Here is a 15,080-nt window from a genome sequence, read left to right on the forward strand (position 1 = left end):
AGCTCATTAAAAGGTGGGCTTTTTTATATTCTGTAATTAGGCAAGTTATCAATATTTAAGAAAATAATCGCAACTCTCAGATCTTAAATTAAAAGTTATTAGGATTATTTTATATGGTGAGCAGCTCGGTCTAGTGTTAGGGCTTTAAACTAGAGCTATCAACTTGTTTGATCAAGAAGGATAGAGTGAGTCTGGAGGGGATAGGTATGTTTATAAATTCCAGAAATGCAAAAACGAGAGCTAAGCTCTCGTTTTTTTAATCTTAAACTACCTTACTGATGTAAGGATAGCTTTAAAATTATAGTGCTACGATGTTTACAGCATTCGGGCCTTTTTGACCTTGAGTGATGCTGAATTCAACTTGCTGACCTTCAGTCAAAGTTTTGAAGCCAGAGTTAGCGATTTCGCTGAAATGAGCAAAAACGTCAGGACCGTTTTCTTGTTGAATAAAACCGAAACCTTTAGTTTCGTTGAACCACTTAACAGTACCTTTAACAGTATTAGACATAATACAATCCTATAAACTTTAATATTTTTTGGTTTACTAAAAAACCGATGTTAACTTGAAAATAAGAATGGAACTTTAAATCTGAAAAAAACGAAGGATTATGACTAAAACTGCGAAATAAGAGAAGATTTACCAGAACAAACTTTTTTCTAGTTGAGAAGAATAATATACATATACATAAGAATATGCAACTTAATTTATAACTTTTTTTGTTTTTTATGCTTAATATTTTAGTTTTACTTTTTTAAAATATAAAAATCAATAGTTTGCATTTTTGTTCTGATTGTCTTTTTAGGCAGCAGATGAGTCGAAGTCAACAGATTAGAAATGAATCGTGCGTTTGAAATACTGCTTATATTGTTTTTAGACTGTGTGGATAATTCACGTTAGGGCAGGTAAAAGTATTGTATATATGATGATAGGATATTGAAAATACATTATTTTTAAGTTAATTAGGGTGCGAAGGTGTAGCTAGCTGATAGTTTATCTATCGTTTCATTTACCCACTTGTAGATTTAAACAACTCATAGAATATCGAATAGTTCATTATTAAATTTTTTGCATAAAGTACTTTCTAACCACTATGTGAAATGTATAAAGTCTAAATGGGGAGTAAGTACTATTAGAAAATTGTTGATTCATGAGCATCATATTGGAAGCTATTTCTTCCTCTCTCTGCACGACATTTCAAATAAGCTATATATAGTACAAAACAAGTAAAGTGCAATCGCTTGAATGTTGGGTATGAAAACCTGAGCTTTTTGCCGATTTTGGATTGTTTAAATTAGTGTCATTGTTTGTGCAGTTTTTTAAATTGCGCAGATTGAATAAGACGGTACTTATTCCTAAACAATAAATGATTTGAAGGTTTTTTGAGTTAGATAAGTGGTCTATTCGCACCTAAATAAAGATATTTAAAATAATTCAACATTCGTTTTACAAGCCATATAATCATGTATTTCACTTCTAAGTCATGCTTAAACCGGTTTAAAAGCATTAATTTTCAATTAAAGTTGAATAAAGTTTGCTTTGTTAATGTTTAGGGCGTATAAAGGCACTTCGTTGATGCGGGATGGAGCAGTCTGGTAGCTCGTCGGGCTCATAACCCGAAGGTCGTTGGTTCAAATCCAGCTCCCGCTACCAACGAAAGAATATCAAGTTTATAGCCTAATCTACACAGATTAGGCTTTTTTTATGCCTTGAATTTAAGCTTAAACTGTTATTTTTTTCTTATATCAAGGCGGAGTGATTTCGTATTTTTATGAACTTTGATTATGATATGAAGAATAGGAGAATGTTCATGAATAAATTATTCACTTTAATTGCATTGGTTGCTTTGGTTGGATGTGCTGAAAAAAAGCCATTAACACTTGAAGAACAGTGGAAAGGGTATTGTACGAGCGTTGGTAATGCGGCAAATACGATTATGTTTGACCGTCAAAATGCAATTGAAAAGAAAGCTGCATTAGAACATGCTGATAAAATTGAAGATGCAACCACAAAAACATTCATCTTAGATATTATTGAACAAGTCTATGCATTTCCACTCGCTGAAATTGATACGGATCCAGAAGCAAGTCGTAATCAGTTTAAGCAAAAAATTACAGAAAAATGTATTGCGACACCGCATGACAAATTACCTAATTACAAACCGTTCTAAGGAACGGTTTTTTTTATTTGAGTAGTCTTGAATGATCTAAAAATAGCCTAAGCAAATTAAGAATAAATTGTCACATTTCAATTAATCATAATTATAGAAAAGCATATCTGAATAGTGAATAATCCAATGAATAACGAAAGATAAGGAGTAATCAATGGACGTTGTGGGGTATCTACACCATGCAGACTTGCTCTTAGAAGATGAACAGGGCGTTGTAATAATTAGCGGAAGTCACTATGTGCTTAGTTTAGGTGATAAAGTTTATATTCAACATATAATTGATCAAGAAACGAAGCTTTATCAAGTTCATATTTCATTTGCCAGCGCAGAGCATGCTATGCTGCATGAAGATGAAATTCAGATTAAATTTGAGGGTTGTCGTGAGAGTTTGCGTGAATATATTCATGCAACGACAGTACACTAAGGTTGAATATTTTTCTTTTTAGAAAAAGGGCAACATTAGGTTGCCTTTTTTATGTATAAATTCTAGTCAAAAGTTAATTGCTGCCCTATTAAAGGTGTAAATTAGAGCTAAATCGGTCGTGAATTAATCAAAAAGGCATCATTTAGCTACAAAATAATGAGCATCACGAAGAAACACCGCTACTGCATTAACTTTTAACTAGATTTTTAGTAAAATTTAGTTGTCCATATTACTTGTGAAGCTCGAAAGAAGCTGGAATTCATAAGTAATTTTTTAAAAAAGAGGAATAACACCGTGCTAGAAGCTTACCGCCAACACGTTGAAGAACGTGCCGCACTCGGAGTCCCACCGAAGCCACTTGATGATGCTCAAACAGCTGACTTGGTTGAACTATTAAAAAATCCACCAGCTGGTGAAGAGGCATTTTTAGTTGATTTGCTAGAAAATCGTGTTCCTGCAGGTGTTGACCAAGCTGCTTATGTTAAAGCTGCTTTCTTGGCTGCTTTGGCAAAAGGTGACGCAACTTCTCCTTTAATTACTAAAGAACGTGCGGTTTACTTACTAGGTACTATGCTTGGTGGTTATAACGTAGCACCTTTAGTTGCATTGCTTGATGATGCTGAACTTTCTGAATTAGCTGCTGAAGCGTTGAAAAAAACACTTTTAGTATTTGATGCGTTCCATGACGTAGCAGATAAAGCTAAAGCGGGTAATGTAAATGCGCAAGCAGTTATGCAATCTTGGGCTGATGCTGAATGGTTCACTTCGCGTTCTGACGTTCCAGAAGAAATCAAACTGACTGTATTCAAAGTTACTGGCGAAACGAATACTGATGATTTGTCTCCTGCTCAAGACGCCTGGAGCCGTCCAGACATCCCATTACATGCAAATGCGATGTTGAAAAACGTACGTGATGGTATTAACCCAGAAGTTCCTGGTGAAGTTGGTCCATTAAACCAAATTAAAGAATTGATCGCGAAAGGCAACCAAGTTGCTTACGTAGGTGACGTTGTTGGTACGGGTTCAAGCCGTAAATCTGCAACTAACTCTGTACTTTGGTTCTTCGGTGATGACATCGCTCACATCCCGAACAAAAAAGACGGTGGTTACTGCTTAGGGTCTAAAATCGCTCCGATTTTCTTCAACACAATGGAAGATGCTGGCGCGTTGCCAATCGAAATTGATGTTGCAAACATGAACATGGGCGACGAAATCGTTCTTAAGATTGATCATGCTGCTGCAAAAGTAACTGCATTCAAAGCTGGCGAACAAATCGCTGAATCTGAATTGAAAACGCCTGTTCTTCTTGATGAAGTTCGTGCGGGTGGTCGTATCAACTTAATCGTTGGTCGTGGCTTAACCACTAAAGCGCGTGAAGCTTTAGGTCTTCCAGTTTCTACATTGTTCCGTGTTCCAGTACAACCTGCTGCTACTGGCAAAGGTTTCACTCAAGCACAGAAAATGGTTGGTCGCGCATGTGGTCTTCCTGAAGGTCAAGGCGTACTTCCGGGTACTTACTGTGAACCTAAGATGACGACTGTTGGTTCGCAAGACACTACAGGTCCAATGACTCGTGATGAATTGAAAGACTTGGCTTGCCTAGGTTTCTCTGCTGACCTAGTTATGCAATCTTTCTGTCACACAGCTGCGTATCCAAAACCAGTTGACGTTCAAATGCAACACACGCTTCCTGATTTCATCATGAACCGTGGCGGTGTATCACTACGCCCAGGTGACGGTATTATTCACTCTTGGTTAAACCGTATGCTTCTTCCAGATACAGTTGGTACTGGTGGTGACTCACATACGCGTTTCCCAATTGGTATTTCATTCCCAGCGGGTTCTGGTCTTGTAGCATTCGCTGCTGCGACTGGTGTTATGCCATTAGACATGCCTGAATCTGTACTTGTTAAGTTCAAAGGTAAAATGCAACCTGGTATCACACTACGTGACCTTGTACATGCAATTCCTTACGTTGCGATTCAGCAAGGTGACTTAACTGTAGAGAAGAAAGGTAAGAAAAACATCTTCTCTGGTCGTATCCTTGAGATCGATTTAACAGAAATGGAAACTGACCTCACTGTTGAGCAAGCATTCGAACTTTCTGATGCATCTGCTGAACGTTCTGCTGCGGGTTGTTCTATCACGCTTTCTGAAGAGAAAGTTGCTGAATACCTTCGTTCGAACATCACCATGCTTAAGTGGATGATTTCTGAAGGTTATGGCGATGCGCGTACTATGGCTCGTCGTGTAGAGAACATGGAAAAATGGTTAGCAAATCCATCACTTCTTAAAGCTGATGCTGATGCTGAATACACTAAAGTGTATGAAATCGATCTTGCTGACATTAAAGAACCAGTTCTTTGCTGCCCGAACGATCCAGATGACGCTAAACTTCTTTCTGACGTTCAAGGCGTTAAAATTGACGAAGTATTCGTTGGTTCTTGTATGACAAATATCGGTCACTTCCGTGCGACTGGTAAATTGTTAGAAAAAGTTCCAGGTGGTGTATTGTCAACTCGTTTGTGGATTGCTCCACCGACGCGTATGGACGAACGTCAATTGATGGAAGAAGGTTTCTACAATACTTATGGTAAAGCTGGCGCGCGTACTGAAATGCCAGGTTGTTCATTATGTATGGGTAACCAAGCACGTGTAGCTCCGAACACAACTTGTGTATCGACTTCTACTCGTAACTTCCCGAACCGTTTAGGTCAAGGCGCTAACGTTTACTTAGCTTCTGCTGAACTTGCATCTGTTGCGGCTGTACTTGGTAAATTACCAACGCCAGAAGAATACCAACAGTATGCAGCTCAAATTGATAGCATGTCTGCTGACATCTACCAATACTTAAGCTTCGACAAAATGGGCGACTATACTGACGCTGCTGCGAATGTTGATACGAAGAAAATTGCTGCTGCTCAGTTGACTTAATGAGCTAGGATCAAGAAAAGCCGAAAGACTTTTCCCTAGCACAAGAGCAAATCTATGATTTGCTTTGAAAATTAAGATTAAATGAGTTAAAACTAAGGGCTGATTAATTAGCCCTTATTTTTTTGAGTATTAATATGTCTATCGGTATATGGGAAAACTTAGATTTCAATTTAAATGATTTTAAATGTATTCATAAAGGGTTTTTAAGAGTAGAAGATGGAAATTTTTTGCTATATAGGGATGATGAAGAAAAACTAAAATTAAAAGTTGAAGGAGTTATGAGTCAGGGTTTAGATTTTCAAGAAAGGTCTGGTTGTATTGATAAAAATGAAAGCCTTATCATATTTGAACATAAATTTTTAAAACAAAAAATATTAATGTACGCTTTACCAATAAAACAAACACACTCTTTAGTGGGGGATAATCCTAAATACACTGATATATTTATAGTTGATGAAATTGTTTTTGAAGACAGTCATGAGTTGAGAGGAGTAGAGTATTTAATAGAGTTTGTTGATAATTTTAAAGTTAATCATATATTTCCTTATTCTATACAATGGAAAGAAGAGCATAAAAGAATATATAAATTAGATGGGGTAGATCATGAATTAGTAAAAACTTTAATAAATAATGAACATCTACCAAGGAATAGTATTAAATTTAAAATTGAAGAAGATGAGATACTTATAATTAAAATTAATGATGGGAACAAAGGAATAATAACGTATAAAAGAGATGTAGAATTAGAAAAGAGAGACAAAATTAGAAAAATTATTTCCTATCTTTTAGGATGTCCATTGATTTTTTATGGGTATACCTTAGTTAATAAATACATGACTCCTCATTCTAGTTATATCAAAAATATTAATGATAATGAGAGGGGACAGTTAAGTATTAACTTTCAACTTCCAAGTCCTCTTAGTTTACAGGCTTCCAATATTATAGAATCTAATTTATTTCAAAAGTTGATTCAAGAATTTTATGTTAAATATATAGATTATGATCTTGGTAATATATTGTTTACATATTGGATCGCTGTAAATTCTAATTCAATTACTGCAGCAGTACATTACGGGGCTTTGATTGAAAAATTACAAGCTAGATATATGGGAATAAATAAAGTTAGTTATAGTAAGATTTTAGATAAATCTGTTTTTAAACAGTTAAGAAGGCAATTAGAATTACAGATTGAAGATTTTGAGCTAACTGATGAACAGAAAAGGATTTTTTTTAATAAGATAGGAAATATGAATACTTATTCACAGAAAGATAAAATGGATTTTTTCTGTAATGACATTTCATTATTACTATCTGATATTGAAAAATTAGCATGGCAACAGAGAAATGATGCGGCACACGGTAATGATATATGTGATGTTAATCAGGCTTGGAAAAATACACTCATACTAAGAGAATTAGTAAATAAATTTTTATTAAAATTATTGTCATCATCTGCTTTATATTTATCTTATTTAGATGGAAATCCTATAATTAAAAGAATTTAGAATAAAATCATTAATTTTATTCATTATACTTATTTATCTGAGTAAGATTAATTATTTTGATAAAAACCTCTATAAGAATTTCATTCTCTATGCTTTACTCTTTACGTAATAAATCGTTTAATCCCCACATTGATAAATGATTTAAAAAGTTGATATAGAAATGGCAAAACAGGCGCGTTTTTTATGTATTGGTGGATTTCTTAACGGATCAGCCGTGAAAGATCAAGGTGAAAGCTTTGAATGTATTGAGAAGTCAAAAAAAGTAATCTATCGAAAACTCGAAATTTTTCATCCAGATTCTTGGGATGACTATTACTATGTGTGTGAAACGACCACAGACAAACAAGCTAAAAATTGGGTGTATGGCATTGAGTCTAATTAATTGTTTATTTAGTAATTATTTTTAAATTCAATGCTCAAAAAGTTTTGATTTCTTACAATACCTATGCTCCATCGCATAAAGCCTTTTTGATCATTCCGCTGACAGGTGCATTTTTTGTCGATATTGTAAATGCGGTCGTTATTCAATTTTCAATTGGGCTATTTAGCTGAACAAATCTAAGAAGCATCGAAAGGTGCTTTTTTATGAAATGAATCATTGTTTGTTTGATGTGTAGTCTTTGAATTAAGCGTTATTCAAATTTCAGGCATTCAAAAGCCCTTGAGTGTTTATTGTGATTGATATTACGGAATATTATAGTTTTGTCTAAGCAAAAAGTTACATTTCAAGTGTGTTTTAAATAGTTATTTTAAATAGCCGAAAGTATACGTATTACGGCACATAAAACCCCCACAAATGCTAAGTATTGATAGGGTTTTTCTTAAAAAAATATTTAGTTATGAACGACAATTGCTGACTGCCATAACGGTGCAAGTTGTGCGTATGGGACTGGCTGAGTGTACTGATTCATGGGGTCATTGACTATAAGCATGGGAATTACACCCATAGGTGTTGTTTGAAAAAACATACCTCGAATTACAATTACATGACTCATACCGGAAGGAAATCCAGGTGGAACTGTTGAAATCTGCATAATCACAGGTTTATTTTGAGCCAAGGTATAATATAAAGACATTGGGTCAGCAGGAGGGGAATAACTGGAGAAACTACCTCCGAAATAACTTAGAAGTGCTTGAATCTCTGTCAATGATCCTGTTGTTGCACAATTATTAAAATTTGAACAACAATAAGGGATAGGGGCATTTTTTGAAAGAGCGATCATTTCACATTGTGCAGGAGTGTTCATAGGTCCATTTTTAAAGTGGATTATTTGTTGAGCTACTGCCGCCCAACACCAAACCTCTGTTTGTTGCGGGATATTCTGTATAGGTATGTCAACAGGAGGTGGGGGTGGGAATGCATAAGTTGATATTGAACTCATCAAAATTAAAAATAATAAAACTCCTTTTATCATATGTTTTTTCATTTACTTTTCACCCTTCTAATCTCCTGAATACTAAGTATATTCTTAAGAGAGGCTAATGAGTATAGCTATTGTGATTAGCTTCTAACGACATATAGAAAATAAAATCTTCCTCGGGAGGTTTTTTTAATGGGCGTAATTTATGAAAAGACCTTAAGCGGGATAGATTTGGATTTCTACCATACAACAGAGAAACAGGAAATACCAAAGAGTTTGCAAAATTTTTTGAGGGGCTGAAGGAATAATATGCAGGTGACTTTTACCGAATGATTAGATATTCTATTTGAAAATAAGGGATAAATTTATGAAAAAAATTATTTTAGCGATTTTGTTGACACTATCATCTACTGCTTTTGCGACCAGTGCTGACTCAGTGCGTGGCAGCTTTGGTTTTGTTAGTTTAAATGATTCACACAGTAAAATGATTGATGTGCTTGGAGATCCAAAGTCATCTTATAAGCATGTTATTCACGATCGTAAAGGTTGGCCTCATGCTGCTATCACTTATCTGTATCACTTAGACAATGTAAAATATGAAATTACTATTGTTGATGGAAAAGTTTATAGCATTAATTGGGAGCGTTAAGGGTGGCAAAGTAAGTGTAAAGCTGTATAACTGCGGTCACATAGGATGCTTTAAGAATTGTGGTAATTTGTTAATTACTATCGTTTTGATGATCTTCTTTTTATAGCTGATGTAATTTATGAAATCTGGCGTAGATCAGGTTGCTCAGGGAGCTTATACGCTCATTGGTCGCAGTACTAGATGCACCTTACGCACTCACATGCTCTTTTTTACAAGAAAGTGAAGTACAGATTGCTGCAATCAAATTGATTGTAGAGAGTGCTGGTAATTTTATTTACAGTAAAAACATTAACATACTGACGATCAAACCGAAATACAAGTGGATGATTAATGATTCTACACAAGACCTATTGATCTGTGGGTAACTTGTACTTTACGCCAATATTTCGCCAATTAATTATAAGTTATTCAAATTTCAGGCATTAAAAAGCCCCATGGTTAGGGGCTAGTCGTATACAAGTCAAAGCCCATATACTGTAAGAGGCTCATCTCAAACTAAGTGTATTAAAACACAAACTCAGATCATTTTCAGCAAAAGAATGTGAAAGTCACTCAATCAAAATAAAATTCACAACATTCATTAGCTCAAGGTCGTAAATCAGAAAATGGAATGGCTATATCGCATTTCACTTTTTCTTTATTTTCAACCAATAGGCCAAACTTAAACATGCAATCCACACAGGAATCAGCATCACGGCAATGCGCATATCTGGTGTCATCCACATAATCACTAAAATACACAGCATGAAAAGCACGCAAATATAATTAGTCAACGGATAAGCAATACTGGGGAAAATACTTATTTTTTTAAGCTGAAGCATACGTTGCTTAAATTTAAGATGCGTCAGCGAGAGCACCATCCAGTTAATCACAATGGCTGAAACCACAAGACTCATCAATAACTTAAAGGCTTTTTCAGGAAACATGTAGTTTAAAATGACACAGATCAGCGTCACAACCGCAGAGGTTAAAATCGCGGTGTAGGGAATACCACGTTGATTAATTTTGCTTAAAAATTTTGGTGCATTACCTTGTTCAGATAAACCCAGCAACATACGGCTAGTACCATAACTGGTGCCGTTATAAACCGATATTGCCGCGGTTAAAACCACAAAATTAAGAATAGTTGCAACCGATTGACTGCCTAAAGAATCGAAAATTAAAACAAAAGGACTGCCACCTTCTGCAATTTGGTTCCAAGGATATAAAGACAATAAGATAAAAATCGTGCAAATATAGAATAATAAAACCCGATATACGATTTGATTGACCGCTTTCGGAATGGTTTTAGTTGGGTCTTTGGCTTCGGCTGCGGTAATCCCAACCAGTTCAATGCCACCAAAGGAAAACATGATAATCGCCATTGCCATGACTAAACCAGAAATACCATTTGGGAAAAAGCCACCGAGTGCCCAAAGATTAGATACAGAGGCGGTTTCGCCGGCATGACCACTCGCCAGTAAATAAGCGCCAAAGCCAATCATGCCAATAATGGCTAAAATTTTAATGATGGAAAATAAAAATTCTATTTCGCCAAAGACTTTGACATGCATTAAATTAATCATATTGATTAAAATAAAAAAGCCCAGTGCAGAAACCCAAGTCGGAATTTCAGGCCACCAATATTGCACGTATAAGCCAATGGCACTCAGTTCAGCCATACAGACTAAAATATTCAGTACCCAGTAATTCCAGCCTGACATAAAGCCAGCAAATGGGCTCCAATATTTATAGGCAAAAAAACTGAATGAGCCACTGACGGGTTCTTCCACCACCATTTCGCCCAGTTGGCGCATCATAAAAAATGCAATTAAACCGGCAATGGCATAACCGAGTATGACTGCTGGACCTGCAAGTTGAATGGTTTGGGAAATTCCGAGGAAAAGACCTGTACCAATTGAACCGCCAAGGGCAATCAATTGAATGTGACGATTACTCAAACCATGCTTGAGTTGGCTTTGTTTGTGCGAAGACATAAATGATCCATTTATGTGGTATAGGGGAGTGAAAAAACAGCGGGGCTGAAAATAGTTGACTAATATAATAAATATTTATCAATTAATAAAATTATATTTATGAATTGGGCGTTTTTATGATTAAAAAGATGCGGATGCTTGCAATAAAAAAGCCACCGTTCCTTGGTTTGATCAAAAGAAAGGTGGCTTTTGGGGAAGTTATTTAGATTAAATATGGAGTTGCTTTTCGATGGTTGACCATAAGTTTTGATGTGATTTTTTAAACATCAGCATATGACCAATTGCTTTATGGTCGTAGCTTTTAGGTTTTAACTCGATCATTTGTGTGTCTGCATTTGGATACAAGCGTAGTAAATCTTTCACGTTTGCTGCAGTTGCAATTTCATCATCTGAAGACCACAGCACCGTAATTGGGCAATCAATTTTAGCGTGATAATCTTCAAATACGGTTTTACCAATCGCATTCATGACATAACCGGGTTTGCTGCAAAATTGAGCCCACTGCTTAGCCACATCTTTCGGTAGGTTTTCACCCATGCCAATCGCTTGAGTTGGGCCATAGCCTTTGGTTATGCGTGCTAATGGGAAAATAACATTAAACATCAGCGGGGCTAAAAGCTTGGTTTTGCCTTTTAAGCCTTTCACATGTCCAGTTGAGCCAGAAACAGCAATGACTTTTGCAACTTTTTGATAATTCGGGACAATGCCTAAAAGCTGCCCGCCAGCACTATGACCCAGTAAAATGACCTGATCTGTTTGAGTTTTACATAACAAACTATCTATTGCGGCAGGAATATCAAGCTGCCCCCAATTGACAATACTGGCTTCAGACTGATTTAAAGGGCCATGTAGCGAGCGACCAATGCCACGGAAGTCAAAGCTCAAAACATCATAGCCTTGTGTACTTAGCCATTCCGCAAAAGCTTGATAGAAATGCTGAGTAATACCCGTTGCAGGGCAAACTAAAACGGGGTGATTTTTTTTATGAGAAGTTTGCTTTGCATAAAACCGACCACTGAGAGAATACCCATCTTTACAGCTGATTTCTAATGTTTCAAATGTGCTCATATTAGAACATACGTTAAATTAAACTGATGACTACTGTAGCGAAGTTCTAAAAAGAAACTTGCATAAAGAATGACTTTAAAGTCAGAATAGCGTTCTAAAAATAAGGATATAAAGCAATAAATATGGACAATTTAGCTCAATCTGTTTCGCTCGCAATTATATTTAGCGGTATTTTTCTTTGGGTGGGGATGCTCACAGGGGTATGGAAATATTATCAAATACGTCATTCTGAACAGGCTCGTGCACATTATTATGTCGATATTGCACATAGAAGCAGCTTGCTTTATGCGCCAGCCAGTTTGATTATTGCAGTTTTAGCCTATTTTTCAGTATGGTCTGAAGGGGTGAATTTAATTTTTGTTTTGATCAATCTTTTCTTTTTTAGTTTTTCAATTTTAAGTTATGTGTTGCATGGTTGGTTGAAGGATACCAGTAATCAATTTAAAGTTCCGCATCAAATGGGACGTTGGCAATTACCAAAATGGCTGCTGACTAGTGCGATGATTCTTTTGGTGATAGGAGAGTTGGGCGCAACGGCAGGGTTGTTACTGGGGACAATCTTTGGGTTGAGTGTATTTTAATTTTGGTTGTTATACATGTATTAATGATTATTTTTCTGTGTTTAAGATGGGTGAAAGTTCACCCATCTTTTATTCTGTAGAATTATTTTGTTTCTGCTGACGATACTTCTGATCGGCCACAGCCCAAATATAAAAGGCAATTGAGACAATAAAAGCATACATGAAGAATTCAGGTTTTAAATTGCCTTGAATTAAACCATGCATAATAAGTGTCAGCATTAGAGCAACAGTGGTACTCAAATAGGTGACCATATTCTTATTTGCTTTTAGAGCGTTAATGAAGACTTCCTTATTGAAATGTAATGATAACATCTCCACCCCTCCTGTCATTTTGACCTAAACCCTATTGTTTTAGTCAGATTGGTTTCTATTGTTTTACTTGTTATTTACCACTATTTCAATAGCAAATGTCATTATTTTGTAATAAAACTATGTTAGGTGGATAAAAACATATGCTCATTTTATTAAAAATGTAAATACCAAGTATTTATTGAATAAATGTAATCTACTCTTTTAGTGTAGCAAGCGTTGGATTACGGGCGATATTCAACAATAGTCGAAGCATAAATAAGCAATATTGATGCCAGCAAGTTGAATAATTTTATTTGCGCGTGGCGAGAGATATGATGGTGTATTGGTGATGAGGGAAAAGATAGGTCTTTGAGAGTGTCACATGCATATCGCATGCGAAATAGAGTGGTTTAACCAAAACAATGCCTAAGAATGTAAACAATAAAACGCTGTTTGGGTAAAACATGATGTCTTATTGATCACGACTAAAATCAGGTTTGGGTAAAACTTGATTTTAATGACATTGGTTTTGGTTATTTTTTAACTTTATCAATCACAATAGCAATAATCAGCACAATAGAGGATGGAATAAGCCATGCTAAATTTTGTGCATTTAAAGGTAAATGCTGAACAATTTCAGGTAAATAAGCTTCGAAACCTGCTACCTTAACACCATCAAGAATACCGAATAAAAATGCAATTGCTGTGACTGGTGCAACAACATGAGTTGGTCGATTGAAAAATTTCCAAAAGAAACTTAGTAAAATAACCACAATTGCTGGTGGGTAAATTGCACTTAACACAGGTACAGACACGGCGATAAGTTTGGTTAAACCCAAGTTTGAAATAATGAAAGAGAAGCCAATTAAAACAAAAACTAAAATTTTATAAGGGATTTTAGTGAGTTCTGAGAAGTATTCTGCACAAGCACAGGTTAAGCCAATGGCTGTTACCATGCAGGCAAGGAAAATCATACCCGTTAAGAAAAGAGAACCAACATCGCCAAAAGCATGTTGCACATATGCATGCAGGATCACTGCACCATTTGCTGCATTTGGAGCGACTTCATGGCTTCCTAAACCGAGTTTGAACAGACTTAAATAAACTAAGGTTAAACCGACACCTGAAATTAAACTTGCGATTACTGCATATTTAGTCACCAGTTTTTTATCAGTTACGCCACGTGAATGAATCGCGTGAATAATGACAATACCAAAGACCAATGCACCTAAAGTGTCCATGGTTAAATAACCATTCACAAAGCCTTCAGAAACAGGAGCAGCCACATAGTTGTTAATTGCTGGTGGAATGAATCCAGCAGGAATTGCAAATGCGGCTATACCTAATACGGCTAAAGAAATAATCTTTAACGGTGCAAGGAAGTGACCCACGGTATCTAACAGTTTATTTGGATATAAAGATACAACGGTCACAACTGCAAAATAAATTGCACTGTAAATGAGCAAGCTGCTACTTGATGTACCAAAATAAGAAGAAAAACCGATTTCATATGAAACCGTTGCTGTACGTGGAGTCGCAAATAAAGGACCAACTGCTAAGTAACACGAGATGGTTAAAATCAGACTGGCGATTTTACCCAAAGGAGAACTTAAGTTTTGAATAGATCCTTCTACTCGTGATAGCGCCATAATGGTGATAACAGGTAGACCAACAGCAGTGATTAAAAAACCAAATGCGGCTAACCATACATGTTCACCGGCTTGTTGAGCCACAATAGGTGGAAAGATAATATTGCCTGCACCAATAAAAAGTGCAAAGGTCATAAAACCTAAGGCGATAATATCTCTTGTACGGAGATTTGTCATGAAAAGGAGATGGATTGACTAAAAGGGGTGATTTTAGAGGATACGAAAGTTTTTGGGTAATTTATTTTATGCTAGGTATGAATTTTATTTATATGAAAATTAATGTAGCTGAACAAATGGCTAAATTTAGGTTGATTTATATTGTTGATTATTGAATGGAAAAATAAAAATACTCTTTGTTTTTAAGAAATTACCACGTTTTATTTTCTTTGCAACAGCATTTTAAATGTTTGTAAATTAGGCATTAAAAAGCTGAAAAACCTAAGTTTAATTGCTTTATACACACAGATTAAACAA

Annotated in this window: 13 protein-coding genes, 1 tRNA gene and 1 pseudogene; 9 read left to right on the top strand and 6 right to left on the bottom strand. The window is 35.7% G+C overall.

Features of this window, described 5'->3' with window-relative positions; genetic code table 11:
* Nucleotides 1-298 precede the first annotated feature (298 nt).
* Nucleotides 299-508, bottom strand: coding sequence for a cold-shock protein (locus F994_RS04210; protein ID WP_004648869.1), 210 nt, complete (start codon nt 506-508; stop codon nt 299-301).
* Nucleotides 509-1,574: 1,066 nt separating this feature from the next.
* On the opposite strand from F994_RS04210, the gene F994_RS04215 reads away from it, so the two are divergent.
* From F994_RS04215 to F994_RS18015, 7 genes and pseudogenes are all read left to right on the top strand, one after another.
* A tRNA-Met gene (locus tag F994_RS04215) sits at nt 1,575-1,651 on the top strand.
* A gap of 157 nt (nt 1,652-1,808) precedes the next feature.
* Nucleotides 1,809-2,168, top strand: a complete 360-nt coding sequence (locus F994_RS04220; RefSeq protein ID WP_004648870.1) for a hypothetical protein — start codon at nt 1,809-1,811, stop codon at nt 2,166-2,168.
* Between the two features lie 154 nt (nt 2,169-2,322).
* Entirely contained in the window at nt 2,323-2,592 is a 270-nt protein-coding gene (locus F994_RS04225) for a hypothetical protein (RefSeq protein WP_004648871.1), read from the top strand.
* Between the two features lie 294 nt (nt 2,593-2,886).
* Nucleotides 2,887-5,526: a bifunctional aconitate hydratase 2/2-methylisocitrate dehydratase gene (locus tag F994_RS04230; RefSeq protein ID WP_004648872.1), complete on the top strand. Its 2,640-nt coding sequence runs from the start codon at nt 2,887-2,889 to the stop codon at nt 5,524-5,526.
* A gap of 134 nt (nt 5,527-5,660) precedes the next feature.
* Nucleotides 5,661-7,031 carry a hypothetical protein gene (locus tag F994_RS04235; RefSeq protein ID WP_004648873.1) on the top strand — a complete coding sequence of 457 codons (1,371 nt, stop codon included), beginning with the start codon at nt 5,661-5,663 and terminating at the stop codon, nt 7,029-7,031.
* Nucleotides 7,032-7,191: 160 nt separating this feature from the next.
* The gene (locus F994_RS04240; RefSeq protein WP_004648874.1) at nt 7,192-7,413 is read left to right on the top strand and encodes a hypothetical protein; all 222 of its coding nucleotides are present in this window, start codon (nt 7,192-7,194) and stop codon (nt 7,411-7,413) included.
* 56 nt (nt 7,414-7,469) lie between these two features.
* Nucleotides 7,470-7,583: pseudogene (locus F994_RS18015) on the top strand (hypothetical protein); the annotation flags it as partial.
* A gap of 281 nt (nt 7,584-7,864) precedes the next feature.
* Here the strand turns inward: F994_RS18015 and F994_RS04245 are convergent.
* Complete coding sequence (locus F994_RS04245) at nt 7,865-8,458, bottom strand: papain-like cysteine protease family protein (RefSeq protein ID WP_004648875.1); 594 nt, start codon at nt 8,456-8,458, stop codon at nt 7,865-7,867.
* Nucleotides 8,459-8,759: 301 nt separating this feature from the next.
* Between F994_RS04245 and F994_RS04250 the strand changes: the two genes are divergently transcribed.
* The gene (locus F994_RS04250; RefSeq protein WP_004648876.1) at nt 8,760-9,041 is read left to right on the top strand and encodes a hypothetical protein; all 282 of its coding nucleotides are present in this window, start codon (nt 8,760-8,762) and stop codon (nt 9,039-9,041) included.
* A gap of 626 nt (nt 9,042-9,667) precedes the next feature.
* Here the strand turns inward: F994_RS04250 and F994_RS04255 are convergent.
* Both F994_RS04255 and F994_RS04260 read right to left on the bottom strand, forming a co-directional pair.
* Nucleotides 9,668-11,017: an amino acid permease gene (locus F994_RS04255; RefSeq protein ID WP_004648878.1), complete on the bottom strand. Its 1,350-nt coding sequence runs from the start codon at nt 11,015-11,017 to the stop codon at nt 9,668-9,670.
* Nucleotides 11,018-11,224: 207 nt separating this feature from the next.
* Nucleotides 11,225-12,085, bottom strand: coding sequence for an alpha/beta hydrolase family protein (locus F994_RS04260; protein WP_004648879.1), 861 nt, complete (start codon nt 12,083-12,085; stop codon nt 11,225-11,227).
* 122 nt (nt 12,086-12,207) lie between these two features.
* Between F994_RS04260 and F994_RS04265 the strand changes: the two genes are divergently transcribed.
* A complete protein-coding gene (locus F994_RS04265; protein ID WP_004648880.1) occupies nt 12,208-12,666 on the top strand; it encodes a hypothetical protein in 459 nt (152 codons plus the stop codon).
* Between the two features lie 69 nt (nt 12,667-12,735).
* On the opposite strand, the gene F994_RS04270 is transcribed toward F994_RS04265, so the two are convergent.
* Both F994_RS04270 and brnQ read right to left on the bottom strand, forming a co-directional pair.
* Nucleotides 12,736-12,978: a hypothetical protein gene (locus tag F994_RS04270; RefSeq protein ID WP_004648881.1), complete on the bottom strand. Its 243-nt coding sequence runs from the start codon at nt 12,976-12,978 to the stop codon at nt 12,736-12,738.
* 512 nt (nt 12,979-13,490) lie between these two features.
* The gene (gene brnQ / locus F994_RS04275) at nt 13,491-14,783 is read right to left on the bottom strand and encodes a branched-chain amino acid transport system II carrier protein (protein ID WP_004648882.1); all 1,293 of its coding nucleotides are present in this window, start codon (nt 14,781-14,783) and stop codon (nt 13,491-13,493) included.
* Between the last annotated feature and the right edge of the window lie 297 nt (nt 14,784-15,080).

This window comes from Acinetobacter bohemicus ANC 3994 (assembly GCF_000367925.1).
GTDB lineage: Bacteria > Pseudomonadota > Gammaproteobacteria > Pseudomonadales > Moraxellaceae > Acinetobacter > Acinetobacter bohemicus.

Bases quoted from the DNA above. Each gene is read 5' to 3' on its own strand.
- F994_RS04210 (WP_004648869.1), bottom strand. From the start codon at position 508: ATGTCTAATACTGTTAAAGGTACTGTTAAGTGGTTCAACGAAACTAAA.
- F994_RS04220 (WP_004648870.1), top strand. From the start codon at position 1,809: ATGAATAAATTATTCACTTTAATTGCATTGGTTGCTTTGGTTGGATGT.
- F994_RS04225 (WP_004648871.1), top strand. From the start codon at position 2,323: ATGGACGTTGTGGGGTATCTACACCATGCAGACTTGCTCTTAGAAGAT.
- F994_RS04235 (WP_004648873.1), top strand. From the start codon at position 5,661: ATGTCTATCGGTATATGGGAAAACTTAGATTTCAATTTAAATGATTTT.
- F994_RS04240 (WP_004648874.1), top strand. From the start codon at position 7,192: ATGGCAAAACAGGCGCGTTTTTTATGTATTGGTGGATTTCTTAACGGA.
- F994_RS04245 (WP_004648875.1), bottom strand. From the start codon at position 8,458: ATGAAAAAACATATGATAAAAGGAGTTTTATTATTTTTAATTTTGATG.
- F994_RS04250 (WP_004648876.1), top strand. From the start codon at position 8,760: ATGAAAAAAATTATTTTAGCGATTTTGTTGACACTATCATCTACTGCT.
- F994_RS04255 (WP_004648878.1), bottom strand. From the start codon at position 11,017: ATGTCTTCGCACAAACAAAGCCAACTCAAGCATGGTTTGAGTAATCGT.
- F994_RS04260 (WP_004648879.1), bottom strand. From the start codon at position 12,085: ATGAGCACATTTGAAACATTAGAAATCAGCTGTAAAGATGGGTATTCT.
- F994_RS04265 (WP_004648880.1), top strand. From the start codon at position 12,208: ATGGACAATTTAGCTCAATCTGTTTCGCTCGCAATTATATTTAGCGGT.
- F994_RS04270 (WP_004648881.1), bottom strand. From the start codon at position 12,978: ATGTTATCATTACATTTCAATAAGGAAGTCTTCATTAACGCTCTAAAA.
- brnQ (WP_004648882.1), bottom strand. From the start codon at position 14,783: ATGACAAATCTCCGTACAAGAGATATTATCGCCTTAGGTTTTATGACC.